The sequence below is a fragment of the Lyngbya sp. CCAP 1446/10 genome, from assembly GCF_026130175.1.
Lineage (GTDB): Bacteria > Cyanobacteriota > Cyanobacteriia > Cyanobacteriales > Microcoleaceae > Microcoleus.
Genome location: NZ_JAIGNI010000156.1, coordinates 22,295 through 44,254, shown reverse-complemented (window position 1 = coordinate 44,254; position 21,960 = coordinate 22,295). Strand labels below are relative to the sequence as shown.

General features: G+C 47.2%; 19 protein-coding genes and 1 pseudogene. All 20 read left to right on the top strand.

Annotated features, from left to right (window positions below; genetic code table 11):
* The first annotated feature begins 330 nt into the window (after positions 1-330).
* The 20 genes and pseudogenes from K4039_RS28720 (at position 331) to K4039_RS28620 (ending at position 21,951) form a co-directional block, all read left to right on the top strand.
* Positions 331-1,359 carry a class I fructose-bisphosphate aldolase gene (locus tag K4039_RS28720; protein ID WP_265239923.1) on the top strand — a complete coding sequence of 343 codons (1,029 nt, stop codon included), beginning with the start codon at positions 331-333 and terminating at the stop codon, positions 1,357-1,359.
* Positions 1,356-4,331, top strand: a complete 2,976-nt coding sequence (pgmB, locus tag K4039_RS28715; protein ID WP_265239922.1) for a beta-phosphoglucomutase — start codon at positions 1,356-1,358, stop codon at positions 4,329-4,331. Before K4039_RS28720 ends, pgmB begins: the two co-directional genes overlap by 4 nt.
* 71 nt (positions 4,332-4,402) lie before the next feature.
* The gene (locus K4039_RS28710; protein WP_265239921.1) at positions 4,403-4,930 is read left to right on the top strand and encodes a rhodanese-like domain-containing protein; all 528 of its coding nucleotides are present in this window, start codon (positions 4,403-4,405) and stop codon (positions 4,928-4,930) included.
* 77 nt (positions 4,931-5,007) lie between these two features.
* Positions 5,008-5,541, top strand: a complete 534-nt coding sequence (locus K4039_RS28705) for a DUF3122 domain-containing protein (protein WP_265239920.1) — start codon at positions 5,008-5,010, stop codon at positions 5,539-5,541.
* 568 nt (positions 5,542-6,109) lie between these two features.
* On the top strand, positions 6,110-7,042 hold the full coding sequence (locus tag K4039_RS28700) for a polyphosphate kinase 2 family protein (protein ID WP_265239919.1): 933 nt from the start codon (positions 6,110-6,112) through the stop codon (positions 7,040-7,042).
* A 305-nt stretch (positions 7,043-7,347) separates the two neighbouring features.
* Positions 7,348-9,846 carry a plasma-membrane proton-efflux P-type ATPase gene (locus K4039_RS28695; protein WP_265239918.1) on the top strand — a complete coding sequence of 833 codons (2,499 nt, stop codon included), beginning with the start codon at positions 7,348-7,350 and terminating at the stop codon, positions 9,844-9,846.
* Positions 9,847-10,108: 262 nt separating this feature from the next.
* Positions 10,109-10,378 (top strand): cation transporting ATPase C-terminal domain-containing protein, encoded by a 270-nt coding sequence (locus K4039_RS28690; RefSeq protein WP_265239917.1) that lies wholly within the window; start codon positions 10,109-10,111, stop codon positions 10,376-10,378.
* A gap of 49 nt (positions 10,379-10,427) precedes the next feature.
* Entirely contained in the window at positions 10,428-11,099 is a 672-nt protein-coding gene (locus K4039_RS28685) for a glutathione S-transferase (protein WP_265239916.1), read from the top strand.
* Between the two features lie 159 nt (positions 11,100-11,258).
* Entirely contained in the window at positions 11,259-11,459 is a 201-nt protein-coding gene (locus K4039_RS28680; RefSeq protein ID WP_265239915.1) for a hypothetical protein, read from the top strand.
* 651 nt (positions 11,460-12,110) lie between these two features.
* Positions 12,111-13,463 (top strand): hypothetical protein, encoded by a 1,353-nt coding sequence (locus tag K4039_RS28675; protein WP_265239913.1) that lies wholly within the window; start codon positions 12,111-12,113, stop codon positions 13,461-13,463.
* A gap of 479 nt (positions 13,464-13,942) precedes the next feature.
* Entirely contained in the window at positions 13,943-14,350 is a 408-nt protein-coding gene (locus K4039_RS28670; RefSeq protein ID WP_321161675.1) for a pyruvate kinase, read from the top strand.
* A gap of 138 nt (positions 14,351-14,488) precedes the next feature.
* Positions 14,489-14,734: a hypothetical protein gene (locus K4039_RS28665; protein WP_265239912.1), complete on the top strand. Its 246-nt coding sequence runs from the start codon at positions 14,489-14,491 to the stop codon at positions 14,732-14,734.
* A 306-nt stretch (positions 14,735-15,040) separates the two neighbouring features.
* A complete protein-coding gene (locus K4039_RS28660; RefSeq protein ID WP_265239911.1) occupies positions 15,041-16,030 on the top strand; it encodes an L-lactate dehydrogenase in 990 nt (329 codons plus the stop codon).
* A gap of 196 nt (positions 16,031-16,226) precedes the next feature.
* Positions 16,227-16,892: pseudogene (locus tag K4039_RS30055) on the top strand (histidine phosphatase family protein).
* A 776-nt stretch (positions 16,893-17,668) separates the two neighbouring features.
* The gene (locus tag K4039_RS28645) at positions 17,669-18,205 is read left to right on the top strand and encodes a general stress protein (protein ID WP_265239909.1); all 537 of its coding nucleotides are present in this window, start codon (positions 17,669-17,671) and stop codon (positions 18,203-18,205) included.
* Between the two features lie 214 nt (positions 18,206-18,419).
* The gene (locus tag K4039_RS28640; protein ID WP_265239908.1) at positions 18,420-19,094 is read left to right on the top strand and encodes a hypothetical protein; all 675 of its coding nucleotides are present in this window, start codon (positions 18,420-18,422) and stop codon (positions 19,092-19,094) included.
* Positions 19,095-19,106: 12 nt separating this feature from the next.
* The gene (locus tag K4039_RS28635) at positions 19,107-19,649 is read left to right on the top strand and encodes a DUF3122 domain-containing protein (RefSeq protein ID WP_265239907.1); all 543 of its coding nucleotides are present in this window, start codon (positions 19,107-19,109) and stop codon (positions 19,647-19,649) included.
* 100 nt (positions 19,650-19,749) lie between these two features.
* The gene (locus tag K4039_RS28630; protein ID WP_265239905.1) at positions 19,750-19,905 is read left to right on the top strand and encodes a hypothetical protein; all 156 of its coding nucleotides are present in this window, start codon (positions 19,750-19,752) and stop codon (positions 19,903-19,905) included.
* 244 nt (positions 19,906-20,149) lie between these two features.
* Entirely contained in the window at positions 20,150-20,917 is a 768-nt protein-coding gene (locus tag K4039_RS28625) for a DUF6920 family protein (RefSeq protein ID WP_265239904.1), read from the top strand.
* A gap of 11 nt (positions 20,918-20,928) precedes the next feature.
* Positions 20,929-21,951, top strand: coding sequence for an NADP-dependent oxidoreductase (locus tag K4039_RS28620; protein ID WP_265239902.1), 1,023 nt, complete (start codon positions 20,929-20,931; stop codon positions 21,949-21,951).
* Positions 21,952-21,960: the final 9 nt, after the last annotated feature.

The window sequence follows — 21,960 nt, the reverse complement described above, 5'->3', positions numbered from 1 at the left end:
CGTGCTTACCCCATCGGCGGTGGGGGCAACCACGGGGGGATTGCCCCTACAGATTTCATCTCCCAATTCAGCAACGCCATAAATTAAACCTCTGCCACACTCCTCTGTTTCCATAAGCGGCAAGTCCAAGAGAGGCAGAGCCTCCGGATCTGCATTACCAGGCAGAGCCTGGTAACGAGTAAAACGAGTCAATCGCTTAAGTTATTAAATTTTCATTCCTTAGCAACTCAAAAGCGACGATCCACTACTTCGATCGCACCGACACCGCTGAAGCGCGGCAGTGGTTGGGTGAAGCATCGCGACGGGAAATCCGCAACTGGAGATGGAGCAATGAATTACCAAAAGCTTATAGACACTGCCAAAATGCTAGTCGCCAATGACAAGGGACTGCTAGCAATGGATGAGAGCAATCCCACCTGCAACAAACGCTTTGCCAAACTGGGGATTCCGCAAACAGAGGAATACCGACGCGCCTATCGAGAGTTGCTGATCACCACGCCCGGTCTCGGCGAGTTCATCAGTGGCGCGATCCTCTACGACGAAACGATCCGCCAGCAAAAAAAAGATGGTACGCCCTTTGTGCAAGTCATCACCGAAGCGGGAATCATTCCTGGTATCAAAGTGGATATTGGAGCTAAGGATATGGCAGGTCATCCGGGCGAAACCATTACCGAGGGTCTGGATGGCTTGCGCGATCGCCTCCAGGAATATGCTCTTATGGGCGCTCGTTTTGCTAAGTGGCGGGCGGTGATTACGATCGGCACGGACATTCCCAGCCAAGGCTGCATCGAAGCAAACGCCCAGGCCTTAGCTCGCTATGCGGCGTTGTGCCAGGAAGCTGGACTGGTTCCCATTGTCGAGCCAGAGGTATTGATGGCGGGTGATCATACCCGATCGCAATGCGGCGAAGTGACGGCGAAAGTCCTGCAAACGGTCTTCCAACAGCTTTATACACAACGGGTGATGCTAGAGGGCATGATCCTCAAACCCAACATGGTACTGCCGGGATTGACCTGTCCCCAGCAAGCATCGGTGGAGGAGGTTGCTGATGCTACGGTGCAGTGTTTGTTGCGATCGGTTCCCGCTGCTGTTCCGGGGATTGCATTCCTGTCGGGCGGTCAATCCGCTGAACAGGCATCGGCTCGTTTGAATGCCATGAATCTGAGATTCAAAGCGCGATCGCCTTGGGCATTGACGTTTTCCTATGCCCGCGCCATCCAGCAGCCCGCGTTGGAACTTTGGCACGGCAAGGAGTCCAACGTGTTGGCGGCACAACAGGCACTGCTGCATCGAGCCAAGTGTAATGGGGCGGCGCGTCAGGGCGAATACAAGGCAGCGATGGAAAGGACGGCAGCATGAAACCAAACCCCCTGCGCCATTTCGGGATCGTTGCCCCCATGTTCAGCCAACCTCACTCCCTAACAAACATGAAAATTCTAGAAGACTCTCGTGATTTGATTTACACAGATTGGACGCTGCGTGAAGCTCAATTTGATCCAGAGCAGTTGTGTGCTAGAGAAACCGTCTTTACGATCGGCAACGGTTGTTTAGGGACGCGGGGCAGTTTTGAGGAAGGATACCCAGAGGCGTTGCCAGCCACCTTAATTCATGGGGTTTATGACGATGTGCCCGTGATCTATACCGAGTTGGCAAACTGTCCTGACTGGCTATCTTTGACGATCGCTCTTGACGGAGAACGGTTTCGGCTCGATCGCGGCGAAATCCTTCATTACGAACGGCAGCTTGACTTACATCATGGGCTTTTGAGCCGCTCAGTGCGCTGGCGGAGTCCCACTGGCAAGACATTGGATTTAAAGTTTGAGCGCTTTGCCAGCCTAGACGATCACCACGTACTAGGACTGTGCTGTCAAATCACACCGATCGACTTTAGCGGCACGATCGAGGTACAGTCCAGCCTCAATGGTTATCCTGACACCCAAGGCTTTAACCACTGGGAGCAGATCGATTCGGGACAGATCGAAAAAGGGACAGGGCAGGGCGTTTGGCTACAGGTACGCACCCGCAGTTCTCACATTGATCTCAGTATGGCGTTCAAACTGGCGGTGATTGGCGCTGATGCCTCTTTTCAGGTGACAAATGCTCGCGGTGACTCTACCGTATTGAGCGTCTTCAGTGCGATCGCGGGACAGACTATCAGCATTGAAAAGGTCGCGACAGTGTTTACGTCCCAGGATGTTGAGATCCCACTGCAAGCAGCCCAGGACAAACTGGCGAATCTGCCAGCATACAGGGTGCTCCTTGATGCTCATCGGCGGGCGTGGGATGCCGTTTGGGAACACAGCGATATTGAGATCGAGGGCGATCGCACGGCTCAGTTGGCAGTGCGCTACAACATATTTCAACTCCTGATCAGCGCCTCCTCTCACAACGATCGAGTCAGCGTTCCGGCTAAAACGCTGTCTGGGTTTGGCTACCGAGGGCATATTTTTTGGGATACCGAAATTTTCATCCTGCCCTTTTTTACTTTTACGCAACCTGCGATCGCCCGCAACTTGCTCACCTATCGCTATCACACCCTGGAGGGCGCACGTCGCAAAGCCGCCCATAGTGGCTACAAGGGCGCAATGTTTGCCTGGGAAAGTGCCACCACTGGCGATGAGGTAACGCCCCAAACGTCGATATCGACCGACCCCTATGCAGAAGTAGTCCGCATCTGGTGTCGCGATCGCGAAATTCATCTGAGTGCTGACATTGCATTAGCTGTCTGGCACTACTGGCAGGCAACGGGCGACGATAACTGGCTGCGCGACTATGGCGCTGAAATCATCCTCGACACGGCGCTGTTCTGGATGAGCCGGCTGGAGTGGCACGCCGAGCAGGAACGGTATGAACTGTGCGGGGTGATTGGAGCGGATGAATACCATGAGCGAGTCAATAACAATGCCTTCACCAATCGGATGGTGCAGTGGCATCTCGAAAAGGCTGTAGCTGTCTACGACTGGCTACAACAGACGTTTCCAGATCGGGCAACTGCACTGGCACAAGAACTGCAACTCACCGCAGAGCAGCGGCGGCTGTGGCAGACAATGATTGACAAGCTGTATATTCCTCACGATGTTAAAACAGGTCTAATCGAGCAGTTTGAGGGGTTTTTCAAGCTTCAAGATATCGATTTAAGCAAGTATGAGCCCCGCGATCGCTCGATGCAAGCAATTCTCGGTATTGACGCCACAAATCAGCGGCAGGTACTCAAGCAACCCGATGTGTTGATGCTCCTCTACTTGATGCGAGACACGCAAGCTCTCCCGGATTATTGTAATGTGCTGCAAAAAAACTGGGACTACTACGCGCCCCGCACAGACAGCACCTACGGATCGTCCCTGACACCCGCCATTCACGCGAGCCTCGCCGCCAATCTAGGTGAGGTAGAAGATGCCTACAAGCATTTGATGCAGGCTGCGATGGTCGATCTTGATGATAATCGCGGCAATACCATAGATGGTATTCATGGGGCTTCCGCAGGCGGAGTCTGGCAAGCTGTGGTGTTTGGCTTTGGCGGCATTCAACTGAAAGACAGTGGCCCCGTTGCCACTCCGCACCTCCCTCCCACCTGGACTCGTCTCAAATTCAAGCTGAACTGGCGCGGCACTTGGCACTGCTTCGATCTAGTGCCGTCGCAGGCTTATGGATCTGACGATCACGCGACTGACATTCAGGGGTTCATTTTCGACCTTGACGGGGTTCTCACAGACACGGCTGAATTTCATTATCGTGCTTGGCAGAAACTGGCTGACGAAGAGCATCTGCCCTTTAACCGAAAGGCAAATGAGGCACTGCGAGGTGTCGCTAGACGCAAATCTTTGATGCTGATTGTGGGCGATCGCCCGTACTCTGAAGCCCAGATCCAGGAAATGATGGAGCGCAAAAATCGCTACTATGTGGCATCGATTCAAAGCATCACACCGCAGAATCTTTTGCCAGGAGCGATCGCGCTTTTGGACGAACTGAGGCAAGCGGGTATGAAAATTGCGATCGGATCTGCCAGCAAGAATGCCAAAGCTGTGATTGAAAAGTTGGGGATTGCCGAGCACGTCGATGCGATCGCAGATGGCTACAGCGTCGATCGTCCTAAGCCAGCCCCTGACATTTTTCTGTACGCCGCAACTCAGTTAGGACTTGCTCCAGCTCACTGTGTGGTGGTGGAAGATGCCCCGGTTGGTGTTGCCGCTGCGATCGCTGCTGGTATGGGGTCGATCGGCATCGGTTCTCCCAGTCGTGTTGGTGCTGCCAATCTCGTTCTACCCAACCTGATCGGGGTTCACCTGACCGAACTGCAAACCAAATTAGATCATAGAGCGTTAAAAGTATGACAAAACGCTGCAAGAAATGGTTGACGAAGCGCAATGAACGCTCATCAAGTTCTTAAAGATGGGGTCAGAGAATGTTTTTAATAAGCTGCAAGAAATCAATTCAGACAATATTTTGGGGATTTTTACTAGGTATTTGTGTTTTATTTACCCTTGGTCAAAACTCAGTTCTGGCGGGGTCTTTGGCCGAAACTGGCGTGATTGCTCAAGAGAGTCCAGCAATCTCTGAAGTCGCTGTGAATCTGGAATCGGAGGTCGATCGCTTTCTCACTTCAATTCCATCAGGCTATTTCACGATCGCCAATGTTGCAGGATTGAAAACCCGATTAAAAAATCCTCAAACTGTGTTGGTAGATGTGCGAGAACCCTCTGAGTATAAGTCGGGACATATCCCTAACGCGATCAATATTCCGCTTCGCACACTGGCTCAAAACTTGAATGAAATCCCGCGCGATCGCCCGGTGGTGTTGTACTGTTCAACGGGCTATCGCTCGGCAATGGGAGTCATGACTCTACACCTGTTGGGCTATGAGAATGTACAGGGATTTCCCCCTAGCTTTGCAGGCTGGAAGGCTTCGGGAGAGCGTATTGCCTCCAATTAATTCACAAAAACAATTGGATTAAACCTCCAATTGTTTACACTGAAACTACCAAAAACTTGAAACTCATGAGGACTTTTATGATCAACTTAATCAGCTTTAATCGATTTAAAATCTCCCCTTGGCGCTGGCTGCTAACCGTTTGCATTTGCGGCTTACTGCTGGTGGGAAATTCCTTACCCGCTTTTGCTGTTGTGACGCAAATCGAAGAATATCCAGGCCAGATGCTCTACCAATCTCGGCAAAGCCTGCAAGATCAAGCTGGAAAAACGTGGCAGGCGATCGCATTTAAGCGCGTCCATCCCGAAGGAAGTGCGATCGTCTCCCTGCGACTCATCAGTTTTCCCGGTGGGGCGGAGCTCGATCGCACTCAACCGCTCACCCTAACCACATCCCTGGGACAAACACTGACTGCTAAGGATATTTCTAGCAACATTTCTCAGGACACAGCCACTCCAGCGAATGTTGGGGAATATGACATTAAGCTTGCCCTATCGCAGTTGCAGGCAGAAATTCCCTTGCAATTGACAGTCCCAACCCTCGACGGGAAAGCCGTCCGATTATCGGTTCCCGCTGCTGCAATTCAGGAATGGCAAACCCTTACCAGCCCTTGAGTAAACGCTTTACATCAGGCGATCGACAGCAAACAGTTAAATCAAGATATGCCCCGCTGGAACATCAATCAATTAAGGTCGGCGTGGGGCTGTAGAGCCTCTGCCCTTTCAAGTTATTCAGTCTTTGGGATTCGCTTCCAATAAGCTGTTATGCCCCTAAAATTTCAAATACATAACAGCTTAATCATTCAAAAATCAAAAGGATAATTGTTCATGTTTGCACCCATTGTTTCTTTAATCCGGCGAGTTCTTGGCGTACAGCGTTTTACTCATATCAGAGCTAAAGTCATTGAGATACATTCCAACATCATTATTCATGCGAGTGGATGGATGGGTCTGAACCATCAACAACAGATTGAGTTACTTCATATTGCTCGCGAAAACGGTAGAAAGCTGGGATTTCTTATTTAGGCTGATGCCGCACATCACCAAACTCATTACTATTCATCACCGTTAGCGAAATTTCGATGACGAACTGCTCAAACACTTCTGTTAAAGTCATCGGCGCAGTCATCTATTTCAAGGTAAGACCAAGCACATCATTCAATCTCCAGGGAGCAAGAAAATAATGAGCGATCGCCACAGCAAACCTGATTCAGGATTGAAACTATTTTCCAGCAAAAGTCATGCCGAATTTATGCGTCCCTTGATTGTGCCGCCAGGGCAGAAAATTTCCCTTGCCAAAGACTACGACCCAGATTATAAAGCCCATTATCTGAAAAAGTCGGACTCTAAAAGTGACTTGCGGGAAGTGATTGAGGCTTTAAAACATTACCAAGATATGCTTTATGCCCAAAATACTTACTCGTTGCTGATTATTTTTCAAGCGATGGATGCGGCGGGAAAAGATAGCACTATTAAGCACGTCATGTCCGGCATCAATCCCCAGGGATGTCAAGTGCATAGCTTCAAAGCTCCGTCTACAGAAGAGTTGGATCATGACTATCTATGGCGATGTTCTAAGGCGCTACCAGAACGAGGAAAAATTGGCATTTTTAACCGCTCTTATTACGAGGAAATTTTAGTAACACGAGTCCATCCAGAAATCATAGAGCAACGGCAACTCCCGCCTAGCCTAATCGACAAACACCTTTGGAAGCAGCGTTTTGAGGAAATCAACAACTTTGAGAACTATCTCGTCAAGAACGGGACAGTAATCTTGAAATTTTTCCTGAATGTCTCCAAAAAAGAACAAAAGAAACGCTTTTTAGAACGAATCGATCGCCCTGAGAAAAATTGGAAATTCTCCACCAATGATGCTAAAGAGCGTGCTTTTTGGGATGACTACATGACTGTTTACGAAGATATGTTCAATCACACCAGCACAGCGTGGGCACCCTGGCACATCATCTCAGCCGATCATAAATGGTTTACGCGCCTTGCTGTAGCAGGAATCATTTATTCCCAATTAAAGGAACTCAATCTTCACTATCCCAAGGTCAGTGAGGCACAACACCAGGAACTTTTGCAAGCGAAGGTAATGCTTGAGAGCGAAAGCTGAAGACGGCAATCCTTTCACTACAACTCACGATATTCAGTTAACAGTTGACAGTTGACAGTTGACAGTTGACAGCTACTTCTACCTAGAAGGAAGAGGATTGGAGTAATATACCTCTTGCAAAAATCCGAAAATACCCTGAAACAATCTGCGTCAATCGGTGTTGCATCTGCCCGATATCTGCGGTTGCTCTATGACTCGAAGATTTCTACAAGAGGTCTAATGAATAGTCTGATTTTAATTTCTCGCCTTTAAGGGAAAGGCTTTAAACCAATTTTTTCTGGTAAAAACAATAAGGAATATACATCATGAAACCCAGTACCAAAGCTCCTAAAGCGCCCAAAGATCCCAAATCGCAGCCCGATGCCAAAGACGATTTGAAAACTCTGCCACTACCAGAAGTGCAGAAAAGATTAAAGTCGTCACCCGATGGTCTCCAGAAAGCCGAGGCAAAAAAGCGCTTGACTGAAAATGGGCCGAATGAGATTGAGGAAAAGAAGACTAACCCACTCTTGAAATTCCTCAGCTATTTTTGGGGCCCGATTCCGTGGATGATCGAAGTGGCAGTGATTTTGTCAGCCGTGGTGCGACACTGGCCAGATTTTTTCATCATTCTCTTTTTACTGTTGACCAATGCGGTGGTCGGTTTCTGGGAGGAACGTCAGGCGGGCAATGCGATCGCGGCTTTGAAGGCTAAACTTGCGACTCAGACTCAGGCGAAACGTGATGGGCAATGGGTGACATTACCAGCGCGCGAACTGGTTCCGGGCGATGTCATTCGGCTTCGCTTGGGTAACATTGTGCCAGCCGATGCCCGCTTGCTGGATGGCGATTCAATGTCGATCGATCAGTCCACACTGACGGGCGAATCCCTACCCGCTACACGCAACTCTGGAGACGCGGTATTTTCTGGCTCGATCGTGCGTCGGGGTGAGAGTAACGCGCTGGTTTATGCCACAGGTAGCAAAACCTATTTCGGCAAGACGGCGCAACTGGTGCAGGAAGCTCATACAGACAGCCATTTTCAAAAGGCAGTGCTCAAGATTGGCAACTACCTGATCGTCCTCGCGCTTGTATTGGTGACGTTGATTATTACTGTTGCGCTGTTCCGTCATGACCCTATCCTCGAAACGTTACAGTTTGCTTTGGTGCTGACTGTTGCCTCGATTCCTGTGGCGATGCCAACGGTGTTATCCGTGACGATGGCAGTTGGTGCACGGAAACTTTCTCAGAAAAAAGCGATCGTTAGTCGGTTGGTGGCGATCGAGGAATTGGCTGGTGTGGACGTTTTATGCGCGGATAAAACTGGCACTCTGACCCAGAACAAGCTGACTTTGGGCGATCCATTCAGCGTCAACAATATCCCCGCCGATCAAGTGATTTTTAATGGCGCACTGGCATCAAGTGCAGACAATAACGACACGATCGATCTCGCTGTTCTAGACGGACTCAAAGATCAGGATTCATTAAAGACTTACAAGACTGTTCACTTCACCCCCTTCGACCCGGTTCACAAGCGCACTGAGGCGACCGTAAAAGACAAGGATGGCAAAACGTTCAAAGTGACGAAAGGCGCGCCACAGGTGATTCTAGCACTGTCAAAGAATGCTGACCAGGTGAAGCCTGATGTTGATAAGGCGGTCAACGACTTTGCAAAACGCGGCTTTCGCTCATTAGGTGTGGCGCGATCGGAGAATGATGATCAATGGCAATTTATGGGGGTGTTACCGCTGTTTGATCCGCCTTGGGACGATGCTGAATCAACGATCGCCAGCGCAGTCAAGATGGGCATCAAAATCAAGATGGTGACAGGCGATGCCATTGCGATCGCCCAAGAAACCGCTAAGAAGTTGGGGCTAGGCACAAACATTCTCGATGCGAGTAGTCTAGGCGATTCAAAGCAGCAAGAAACTGCGGCAGTCATGCAGTCGATCGAACAAGCGGATGGTTTCGCCCAGGTGTTCCCCGAACATAAGTTCCACATTGTCGATGTGCTGCAAAAACAGAATCACATTGTGGGCATGACGGGGGATGGAGTCAATGATGCCCCTGCATTGAAGAAGGCTGATTGCGGCATCGCTGTTTCGGGTGCAACAGACGCGGCGCGTGCAGCGGCTTCGATTGTGCTGACAACGCCCGGACTGTCAGTGATTATTGATGCGATCAAAGAGAGTCGCCGCATTTTCCAACGGATGAACAGCTACGCCATCTATCGCATCGCTGAGACGCTACGTGTATTGTTGCTGATGACCCTGGCGATTTTGGTGTTTAACTTTTACCCAGTCACCGCAGTGATGATCGTGATTCTGGCATTGCTTAATGATGGTGCTATTTTGTCGATCGCCTATGACAATGTGCAGTACCGCAATCAGCCTGAAGCTTGGGATATGCGCTTGGTGTTAGGGATTTCTACAGTGCTGGGTGTGATCGGGGTTATCTCCGCGTTCGGCTTGTTTTATCTTGGGGAGCGTGTCTTTCATCTCGATCGCGATCACATTCAAACCTTGATGTATTTGAAGCTATCTGTAGCGGGACATCTGACGATCTTCCTCACGCGCACACGCGGCCCATTTTGGTCGATTCGTCCTGCACGCATTTTATTGATGGCAGTATTCGGGACGCAAGCTATAGCGACGGTAATCGCGGTTTATGGTGTATTTATGACACCCCTTGGCTGGGGTTGGGCACTTTTCGTTTGGGGCTATGCGCTGGCGTGGTTTATCCTGAATGACTGTGTGAAACTGCTCGCGTATCGGCTTTTAATGCCACGGAGATCGAGCCAAACAAATTCTATCAGAACCGCTTGAGCCTGCGAAATCGACTGCTAAATTCACTGGCAGAGGCGGTAGAAACCAAACAATACCCAGTTGATCTATACAGCTATTTTCACAAGCATCAAAGCACAGGGGATTTAAGCCCCCACCTTTAGGTGGATTGTTTTTAGGCAGGGGATTTAAGCCCCTGCCTAAAAACTTCGCTGTCAACTGTCAACTGTCAACTGTCAACTGTTAAAAATACAGGTGAGTCAGATGTGGATTCAGTGGACTGCAACGATCAGTTTTTTAATCTATGGAATCGGTGATTTCTGCATCCATGATTGTGCTGGTGATTCGGACGCGGCAATCGATTCTCGCGAGCAAGCCGGGAAAGTATTTGTTGATGTCAACGATCGCGATCGTCATGATCGCACTATTTCTTCCCTATACTCCGCTTGCAAGTTTACTGGGATTCCAATCTTTGCCGCTCGAATTCCTGTTAGTGCTGGCAGCAATTGTCGGACTTTACATCCTCTGTGCAGAAACTGTTAAACGAGTTTTCTATCAACACATCCACTCTTGACCATTCACAATTCACCGCATCAATTTTTTGGTAAGCTGAGAAGAAAAACATGATTACTGTCCACCACTTGAACAACTCTCGCTCCCAGCGAGTGCTCTGGCTGCTAGAGGAACTCGACCTAGAGTATGAAGTCAAGCGCTACGAGCGCGATCCGAAAACAATGCTGGCTCCCGCGTCGCTGCGTGCAGTGCATCCACTGGGAAAGTCTCCGGTGATTACCGATGGTGCGCTGACTCTGGCTGAATCCGGTGCGATCGTCGAATACTTAGTTGACCGTTACGGTGGCGGACGACTCGCTCCAGAGCTTGGCACGCCGGAACGGTTGCGATACATCTACTGGCTGCATTATGCTGAGGGCTCTGCGATGCCCCCGCTAGTGTTGAAGCTAATCTTTAACCAAATCGAAACAAGTCCGATGCCGTTTTTCGCTCGACCGATCGCGCGGTCAATTGTGGCTCGCGTCAATAAATCGTTCATTGATCCTCAAATCGCACTGCATCTGGGTTATGTAGAAGCAGAACTTGAGAAAAGCTTATGGTTTGTTGGTAGTGAGTTCACCGCAGCCGATATTCAGATGAGCTTTCCATTGGAGGCGGCGGCTGCACAGGTAGGGTTGGACAGCAGCCGACCGAAACTGATGGGCTTTCTCGATCGCATTCACGGGCGTCCCGCATACCGCCGTGCATTAGAACGTGGCGGAGAATACGAGCTGCTGAATTAAGTGGAAATCCTTTCATAAAATGAGGTGAAGCGTTTAGCCCGAAACGATTGTTAATAATGCTGGAAAGTCTGTGATGTCTTTGACATCATCACACTTTCTATTGTTGAGGCGATCGCAAGGTGCAATTGACGATCGCTGAACGCTTGAAGTTACCCATCAATGCCATTAAAGTTGCGATCGACGCTCAGCGCGATCGCCCACGTGGAAGAGGAGCACAACGGCAATCTGAGATTTACGCGGAATGGCGAGACGCTGACGGTTCACCCCCCGAAGCACAAAAATTTATCTGATTTGAACAAACGATGTGGCAGTCATCGCGATCGCCTACGCTTTGACAAAATAAGTCCAACAGCAAGCTAAAATATTGGGCGAAAACATTCAGAATGAGAATAGAGTTGATGCGGCAGTTAAAGCGATCGCTAGCTGCCTTCAGCCAAGATTAGTCTGAGAGATGAGGCGATCTCATTGACATTGTACGACAATCTGCCTGCAACACATATACCAAAATCTTCAGAGTCAGATATTCAGTATTCTTTAGTTGCTTTTGGAGCTGAATTTGGTAAAATTGAGGTAACATATTTAATAAATGGGGTTGGTTCACAAAAGTGACCCATCTTTTTTTACCTTAAATTGTCACAGAGCGCTACAGACAAGGCTTTTGACCGTGTTGTCACCCCGTCAAAGGATTGTCGTTGTTACGCTATCGCTATCAGCTTGAGCATTTTCACGGGTCGTTGTTGCTCTTTTTTGCGGTGGATATCGCATTAAGTGGAAACTTTCTCTCTAATCATTAGTTATGCCGCATAATTTTCAAAGTGAACTGGCAGTTACAGGTAACATCTGATTTGAAATATGGATATTTCCCCATCTTCTGTTGGGACTTCTAAAGCTTTGAAGCCTAATAATTTAACTCATGTTTAGTATTTGCAGGAATCCCCCCAGACACCACACAATGAATTAGCAGAGTAAAGTTATTGCAAGTGAAAAGAAAATTCTTGATCGTATTATTGTATGAACCAAAAAATTATTCAGCATCTTAAAAAAAGCTTACTAGGAAGACTACGTATTAAGCTCTTTTCAGAAATATCTGAAAACAATTCCATTCCGAACCAAGAAGAAGTAGAGTCATTTGTTCTGAAGAATCTCCAATTGAGTATGCCAATAGGAGAGCTCTACGCGGCAATATTATTGCTGTCAGATTTTAGCTGGGAATCATATAGTAGCTTTATGGACTTGATAGATGTTAAGAAATTATTGATTGCCTTAGAAAAGTTTCCCCTAAAAAATGATTTCTTTATTGAGCTTGAAAACTGTCCGAATCCACTGCCTGAATCCATCGGCATCCTAATCAAATGTTCCGAGCTTGCAAAAGTAGATCAGGGATTTGTTTATTCAGTTTACATACTTGAAGAAGAAAGGTTTCCAGAGGCAATTATTGATTATATAGAAGTTAGAGCTTGTGAATGTCTGCCAGATCCTCTTGTCGGTTCTCATACGGCAAAGGGTGGGAGTACATCAGAGCTAAATGAAATTGCTCAGTCATTGACTATACAAATTGCATTAAAGTCTCTCTATCATCTATTACATCGACAATTTCAGAAAGAGAAAAATATAAAGGAAAAGGAAATCGTAAAAGCTCCTGAGCGATTTCCTATCTCAGATAATTTATTTGCTCGATTCCTGAGACAAAAATCAGGAAGAATGGAACTTGCCTTGATAATTGGAGATGAGGCATCAGCAGAAGAGTTGCGGTCGGCATGGGCAAAGATAGATACTCTCCGTACTAGGTTGAGGGAAAAGCAAGGAACTGATTTGAATCAAGCCAGATTCTCTCTTCCCTATAACTCTTATCAAATGCATAAGTATGGCTGGAGTTATCATTTGATTGCAATGGATTTGAACTATGATTGCCTTGTAAATTTGTGTCAAGCATCTGATGAAATCATTGACATTGATTCCAAAAACATAAACTCATTGGGTTTTTCCAGTGCTTATCAAATACTTAAATCAGTGAAGATGAAAGAAAAAGACATATTGGACTGGTTAAATAGTGGATTAAAAGAAATCTGGAATAAAAATTGTCCTTGGTCTCTCCAACAAGGACCAGTAGAGAAGCAGAGAGTGAGAGATGCACTTAGGCAATGGCCTCGTGATGAGTCATCTCAGAAAGTAATAGTTCAAAAACCTCCGAAAACAGATATAGTTTCCCTTGATTCAGTAAAAAGCCCAGTCATAAAGCGATATAACCAAATGGCTGAGGATTTGCTCAGTCAAACTTTTCCTGGTTCATATGATGAATATCAGGCTGATCTGATTAAAATTATGAGCAAGACGGGATATATCGGCTCTATCCGTATGTCATAGGGGTGGAAAAAGTCGGACGTTTTTTTCCATTCCCACCACGCTGACTAGAGAATACACTTCAGGTAGTCTATAAAGCAATCTGGAGAGACCAATGCTCGAATACGTCGCGATTTTAGCCTTTGCAACAGCCGTCGTTGAAATGCTTACAACCTGTCTTCGGCTCTATTTAGATTTTCGAGAAATAAAGAAAATTGATAGAGATATGTCAGATGATCAAAAGTGAGAAGCTGCCTAATCTACTTCAGAACTATTACAGGACTTACGCATTCATGCCCAATAAACCGGGTTTCTGACCCAGATTTTGCGGCTAAAATCTAGATTTTTCGTTCAGAAACCCGGTTTCTGCGTAAGTCCTGTATTAAATGATTCTTGTATCTGCCAAAGTCCGTGTCAGCCTGTTGTACAGTTCCCGAAATTCTCGATTTATTGGAAGTTAACACCCCTGTATGTATCGATGATGGGTCGCTACTCATGCAGATATTATTGGCTACTCTTTTGTGCAACAACCTGCCAAGATCGAGTTACCCCAACAAGAATTGGAAAATCGCTCTAAGGGAAGATTATCTAGACCTGCGAACATGGCTAAGATTGAAACCGCGATCGCAGTTCATAATTTACCACAATTAATCATTCATACATCGGGTAAGCAAGGGTTTGGTGTGACGATAGCTAGAGGCGACTTAGCCGTTGAAATTGGATATCAGCGTTTAACAGAGATCCAAGAAGAAATTCTTTGGCTTTGTGAAGCGGTTCATGTTCCTGTTATTTGGGCAACTCAAGTATTAGAGAGTTTGGTAAAAGATAGAGCGCCTTCTCGTGGTATTTCTTTTAACCAAAAACTTTTGGCTTGTGTCGAGAAATTAGCACAGGTTAAGGTCGATCGCTGAACCAAAATCCCATACCCTGAGAGCATTGGGAGTGTCAAACCTTTCAAAACATGACTAAAATCCAAGAAATTTCTCTAGACGATTTGTGGGAATCAGCACCGAAGAGCGATCGCCCGTGCATTAGTAAATCATCCACCATTGGTGTTAGCAGATGAGCCGACGGGCGCATTAGATTCTAAAACTTCTCAGGAGATTATGGATCTGCTGACGGAATTAAATCAACAGGGTACGACGATCGTAGTTGTCACCCATGATGCGAGTGTAGCGGCGCAGACGAAGCGAACGATTTATATAGTGGATGGAACGATCGCCCTGACTGCGAATGCAGGAGTGCAGCCTGTGGATAATCATTTGATAGCCAATGCTGCTATCGTACAGCGGTGATATCTCGCTCGGAAATCTGAGAAGTGACGATTAATATCGCGATCGATAACTCAACTTGTGGAACGGGCAAGATGCCCGTTCCACAAGTTGATTAAAAGGCAATACGGTTCACTTAAGACCGATCCCCCCTAACCCCCCTTAAAAAGGGGGGGACAAGAAAGCTCTCAAAGTCCCCCTTCTTAAGGGGGATTTAGGGGGATCTCCGGGGCATAAATAGTGTTAAGTGAACCGTATTCGATTAAAAGGACTTTTGCAATCTTGTCTAGTGGGCGATCGATTAAAAACTTTTACAGCAACCAAATAAATATGTTTGAAACCCTTTTTATACCCAATCCCAGTGCTGAAACTAAAGTCAGCATCCGTCCGCGCAAAGGTGTGATTATTGGTGCCGGACAGGTAGGAATGGCCTGTGCTTATTCCATGATGATCCAAAACTGTTTTGATGAATTGATTCTGCAAGATATTCAGACAGAGCGGCTTCAGGGAGAAGTCATGGATCTGATGCACGGCGTTCCTTTTGTCGAACCTGTCGATATTAAAGCGGGCAACGTTGCCGATGTCGGACAGAATGCAGACATGGTAATTATTACCGCAGGAGCCAGTCAGAAGCCGGGAGAGACCCGCCTGGATTTGGTTGTCCGCAATGTTGCCATTTTTAAGAACCTCATCCCAGATGTCGTCAAACACTGCCCCAATGCCACCCTGCTGATTGTCAGCAATCCGGTGGACATTATGACTTACGTGACGCTAAAGCTCTCCGGTTTTCCGGCGGCCAGGGTAATTGGCTCTGGAACGGTACTCGACTCTGCCCGTTTTCGTACCATGCTAGCACAGAAAATGGGCATCGATCCGCGCAGCGTTCATGCTTACATCATTGGCGAACATGGCGACAGTGAAGTCCCCGTCTGGAGCAAGGTAAATGTTGCCGGAATGTCTCTTTATGACCGAGAAGATAACCCAGCACTTGACAACGCTGCACTACAGGAGATTTTCGATCGCGTTAAAAACGCTGGCTACGAAATCCTCAAACGCAAAGGCTCTACTTCCTACGCTATTGGACTGGCGACGACTGAAATTGTTAAAGCTATCCTGCACGGACAAGAACGCATCCTGACGGTTAGTTCACTGGTGAATGACTTCTACGGCCTTCGCGATGTTTGTCTCAGCCTGCCCTCTGTTGTGAATGAAAAAGGTGTCGTTAAGACGCTCAATCTTACCCTCAACGACACGGAGCAACAACAGCTTATTCATTCCGCCCAGATTTTACGTGACATTTTTGACACGCTGGAACTCTAGTGAAATCATCTCTATATGGACTTCCGATCTGCCAAGGTAAAACACAATACGGTTTAGTTAAGCCAGATCCCCCCTAGCCCCCCTTAAAAAAGGGGGGGACAAGAGTCTGCTCAAAGTCCCCCGACCTAAGGGGGATTTAGGGGGATCTCCGGGCAATAAACAGCGTTAACCCAAGCGTATTGAGGTAAAAAACACAATGGCTAAATTAATTTTGATCCGTCACGGACAGAGCCTTTGGAATGCGGAGAATAAATTTACGGGATGGGTTGATGTTCCTTTGGGCGAACAGGGACGAGCAGAAGCAACGATCGCCTCGTGCAAACTGAAGGATTATCGAGTCAGAGTTTGTTTTACCAGTATGTTGTTTCGATCGCTCGAAACTGCGATCGCGATCTTGACAGAAGTAGATGATATTTGCGACGGCAGAATTCCGATTATCAAGCATGGGGCAGACGATCGAGACTGGCATGGTTAGGATCAATACAAGGGCGATCGCGAACGGTCGCTGCCAGTTTATCCCACAGCTATGCTAGATGAACGTTACTATGGCGAACTGCAAGGGTTGAACAAAGCTGAAACCGCCGCCAAATTTGGCTCATTGCAGGTGCAACTCTGGCGGCGATCCTATGCTGTGGCTCCACCGGGCGGCGAAAGTTTGGCAGATACAGTCAAGCGTACTGTACCATTTTTTCGCGATCGCATTTTACCGCACTTCATTGCCGGAGAGAATGTGTTGATTGCAGCGCATGGCAACTCACTCCGTGCCATCATTAAGCCCCGGTCAAATCTATCTGAAGCGGAGATTGTGAACGTTGAGTTAGGAACTGCAATTCCCGCCGTGATCTCTCGCTGGGAAATCTGAGAAGTGACGATTATTGCGATCGATCAATTCATTCAGTAACTCAAGTGGTAGTCAATCAAAGTTGTAGATGAGGTTGTCAATAATCAGCAGGAGAAATTAATGGATGTCCAGATATCCAAGACTCATCAAACCATTTACAGAGCCATCTTTCTACACCCAGCCACCCGAAACCTTGTCTGTAGGGAAACGGCACTGCCGTGTCCTCTATCTCTGCTTACCTGGAATCTGCTGTAAATCTTATTATCTGTAAGTTTTATCACGTAATCAATCAATTAATACAATTAATACATGAAATCACCCAACAGCCTGTTACCGTAATTGCATAAGCAGTAAACAATCTCTGAAAATCTTCTCTAGCCATCCAGAGGCAGAGAATGCTTTCAATGAACTGCGAGATCCTGAATTCGCAATCAGGTATTGATCGTTGACCGAAATGTTGAAATCCCTGTCAATTAAACATCAAATATAATACCAGTATATTGTTTGACGCTTGGTCTCGGTTATTCCCTGTAATTCCTTAAAAAAAGGAGAAATTGGAGTGTTTTTTAAGTCTATTTCTTAAGGCTGATGTGATGAAATTGAGACTAAGTTATAAGTAAGTGATACAAATGTTTTAGGCTTGAATTAACATTTTTGGCAAGACATTACTTAAATGGCTGACCATATTTGCAACTCAAGGATTCGAGCGGATTGTTTATGCCTGTGAATAGAAATTTTGGGGATTTAATTTGGCAAGCATTTAGTCATAGTCTAATACTATTCAAGGATACAAAATCATGATGTCAGACAAGCACGAAATAGTTCATGTTTTCCCGACCCATGTTGAAGCAGAAAAAGCGGTATTGGTACTGCAAAAAGCAGGCTTCGATATGCAGAAGATTTCAATCATTGCTAAAGACTATCAAACTACAGATCATGTACGCGGATTTCTAAGTTGGAAAGATACCACAAAGGCCGGAGCGGGCGAAGGAGCCTACTGGGGCAGTTTTATGGGCGGACTGTTTGGCATCCTCACCGGTGCCGGATTACTATTTATTCCTGGAATGGGTCAGGTGATTGTCGCTGGGCCAATTGTGGGAGTGCTGGCAGGTTGGCTCGAAGGGATGATTATTGGGGGTGCTGGTGCTGCCGTTGTTGGGGGACTCGCGGGTGCTCTCGTCGGATTGGGAATTCCCAAGGAGCAAGCCCTGAAGTACGAGACAGAAGTCAAAGCAGGGAAGTTTATGGTGATTGCTTCAGGTACGGATCTGGAATTCAATCGAGCACAGCAAATTGTGCAAAATGCCAATCATGATGAATTAATTGCTGTTTAAATCGATCGCAATTGCATGATTTTTTGTACAGAATTTGAGTGCAACCAAGGGACAAACCTTCTAAAACAGGGTTCATTCCTTAAATCAATGGTTGGGTTTTGATTCGCCAATGGCTTGCTGTCACAGCGAAATTAGATGCGAAGCCGAAGAGTTTAATTAAGGCGATTGAGGCAACTCGATCGCAACTGGCCAAGCTTGGCAAAAGGAGGAATTGATGGAAACTATGCAGATGTCCAAGGTTCATGAAACCACTTATAACGCCGTCTTTGCACACCCGATCGCCCGAAACCTTCAATGGCACGATGTGCGCTCAATGCTCAGCGCGATCGCCGACGTGGAAGAGGAGCACAACGGCAATCTGAGATTTACGCGGAATGGCGAGACGCTGACGGTGCACCCCCCGAAGCACAAAGATTTATCCGACATCGAGGAATTGATGCAGATTCGGCACTTCCTGGAGCGATCGGCTGTACCCGTAGAGGTGCCAGTCGTCGAGGTTGGGCACCTGCTAGTCGTTATAGATCACCGCGAAGCTCGCATATATAAGACCGAAATGCACGGCTCAGTGCCGCAGGTGATCAGGCCTTACGATCCAGACGGCTCACATCGCAACCTGCGCTACGTGGAAGAGAATTCCAGCGGTCAGCGCAAGCCGGAACTCAAACCCTTCTACGAAGCGGTAGCAAAGACACTGAGCGGTGCAGAAAAGATTCTGATTTTTGGTAGCTCGACTGGAGCAAGCAGCGCGATGGACTATCTGCTGGCCGAACTGAAAAAACATCACCCGGATATCGCTGGGCGAGTGATCGGTGCGATCGTCGTTAATGAACAACACATGACTGAAGATCAGTTGCTCGCACAGGCGCGATCGTTCTATGCGGCAAACTGATGAGGAATTTTTATGCTCGGATATTTTGTTAGAAAGATATTTCCCCAGTTTTTATTGCTGGTAACCTTGGTTTCGATTGTATTTTTGGGGTTAGGAACATTTACTAATCTCCATGCAGCCGCAGCAATTACACAACTCCAAGAAGCACCAGGACAAATGGTTTACCAATCTAGGCAAACCCTCCAAGATCAGCATGGAAATAACTGGCAGGTAATCGCATTTAAACGTGTTACTCCTAATGGCAAAGCCAGCTTTGACTTGCGGTTAGTTGGTTTTCCAGGTGTGGTAGCAATAGATCGCAGTAAACCTTTATCGTTGACAAATTCACTAGGTAAAATATTGACTGCTGATGATACCTCCAGCTATATCTTTACCGATTTATCTGCTCCAGAACCTAATGTGGGGCAGTATGACATTCAGCCCTTGTTATCGCAGTTGCAGGTGGAAATTCCCCTAATGTTGATTTTGTCAGCGATCGACGGTGAAACTATTCATCTATCAGTTCCACCATCTTTTGTGCAAGAGTGGCTAACACTCTTTGATTCAAGAGAGTAGAATGGTCGCAGCTAGCTTTTGGGGTATGTAATCAATTCGTTAATCAGGTATTGAACGTTTTGCCCTACAAGCTACGGCGCTAGGTCTCAAAAATGCACTGTTGAATCAGCCGATCGAGGTTTCGGCATTGCGTCCACAGTTCGCGACTTATCTTGGTATGGGCGATCGCAGGCCAGATCTGGTTCTGCGTTTCGGCTATGGCCCTGAAACTCCCAGATCGCTGAGGCGATCGCTCGATCGAGTAATCGTTGCATGAACATGAACCAGATTGAACATCTATTCTCAATCACATTTATCAAAGTCATTCATAGTGCGATCGACGACTGATTTTCGGGTATTCGTGGGAACGAATCCTCGCTGACTACAACCTAATATCAGGGGAGATTGATGTCCATCGGTCTAGTGCTAATGATGCTTTCGCCTTGGGCAGATCCAGAGAGGGCTGGCACTAAAACACTTAGAAATGCGATCGATACCGATCGCCCAAATTGGAGAACACTATGATTAAAACTCAAACTCAAACTAAACCGATTTCGATTGATGATTTGTGGGAATCAGCACCGAAGAGCGATCGCCCGTTCAATCCTGAATCATTAATCAATCTTCCCAATCTAGCCCGTCGCTATTTGGAGAATGCGATCGCCCCCGGCACACCCCTCGCATCCGCCGTTCGATTGTGGATGCACGGCGAAATCAAACTCGATCAAAAATGGCATCCCTTCAAGGGAGAAGAAGTTATCTACGGTCATCGGGGGATGATCTGGCGGGCGACGACTTGGGCGAAGGGGTTGCCGATTTGGGGAGGCGATCGCATCGTGGATGGTGTTGGCGAGTCGCAGTGGAAAATCCTGGGGCTGTTTCCAGTGGTGCAGGCATCTGGTGCTGATATAACCCGCTCTAGTGTCGGCCGAGTTCAAGTAGAGTCGATGTTGCTGCCTTCCATTCTCTGCAATCCCGACATCTCTTGGACAGAGTTGAACGCTTCACAGGTACAGGCAAACTTCAAAGCCCTCGGCGAACCTGCAAAACTCACCCTGACAGTTAGCGATCGGGGAATGTTGGAGCAAGCCAAAATCGATCGCTGGGGCAATCCCGAAGGTGAAGCGTTTCACTACGTAGATTTTGGGGGAATTGTCGAGCAAAGCAGTACCTTTGACGGCTACACAATCCCGACTCGTCTTCGGGTAGGCTGGTTTTTGGGGAGCGATCGCTTTGAGTCTGAAGGCGAATTCTTCCGATGTGCGATCGATAAAGCAATCTATCAATAAAGGAGTCATTTATGTCTAAATCAATGAACCAACAAATTCTGCTCAAAAGTTACCCGACGGGAGAACCCAAAGAAAGTAATTTTGCTTTAGTTGAAACAGCAATTCCAGAACTGCGAGAGGGAGAAATACTCAGCAGCACCATTTACTTGTCTCTCGATCCGTATATGCGAGGACGAATGAGCGATCGCGAGTCCTATGCAAGTCCGGCAAAGTTAGGCGAAGTCATGGTGGGGAGCACTGTCAGCCAAGTGGTGAAATCAAACCATCCCAAATTTTCAGCAGGAGACTTCGTGCTGGGATATGGCGGTTGGCAAGATTATGCGATCGCCAAAGCCGAAACTTTGAGAAAACTCGACCCCAGTCAAGTACCAATCTCTTACGCATTAGGCATTACCGGAATGCCTGGAATGACAGCCTATTTTGCACTGCTAGATATTGGCAAACCCAAAGCCGGCGAAACAATCGTGGTTTCTGCTGCTTCTGGTGCCGTTGGTGCAGTTGTCGGTCAAATTGCCAAAATCAAAGATTGTCGGGCAGTAGGCATCGTTGGCAGTGATGAAAAATGCGATTATGTTGTCAATGAATTAGGATTTGATGCCTGCATTAACCGCAAAACTCAAGACCTGAATTCAGCATTAAAAGCTGCTTGCCCACATGGAATTGATATCTACGTCGATCATACGGCGGGCCCAATTCTTGAAGCAGTTTTGCAACAAATTAATCTGGGAGCCAGAATTCCTTTAGTAGGTTTAATCTCCCAGTACAATGCCGAAACTCCACCTCCCGGCCCTAATCTGATGCCGCTACTCGTTAAACGTGCGTTGATTAAAGGGTTTCTGGTTGGCGATTACCAGCAGCGTCACGAAGAGTTTATCAATGATATGTCTCAGTGGTTGCAGGCAGGCAAACTGAAGTACAAAGAAGACGTTGTAAAAGGGTTGGGAAATGCACCCCACGCCTTTATTGGTTTACTGCAAGGAGAAAACTTTGGCAAGTTAATCGTTCAGGTTAGTGACGATCCAACAAAGAAATAAAACATCAAT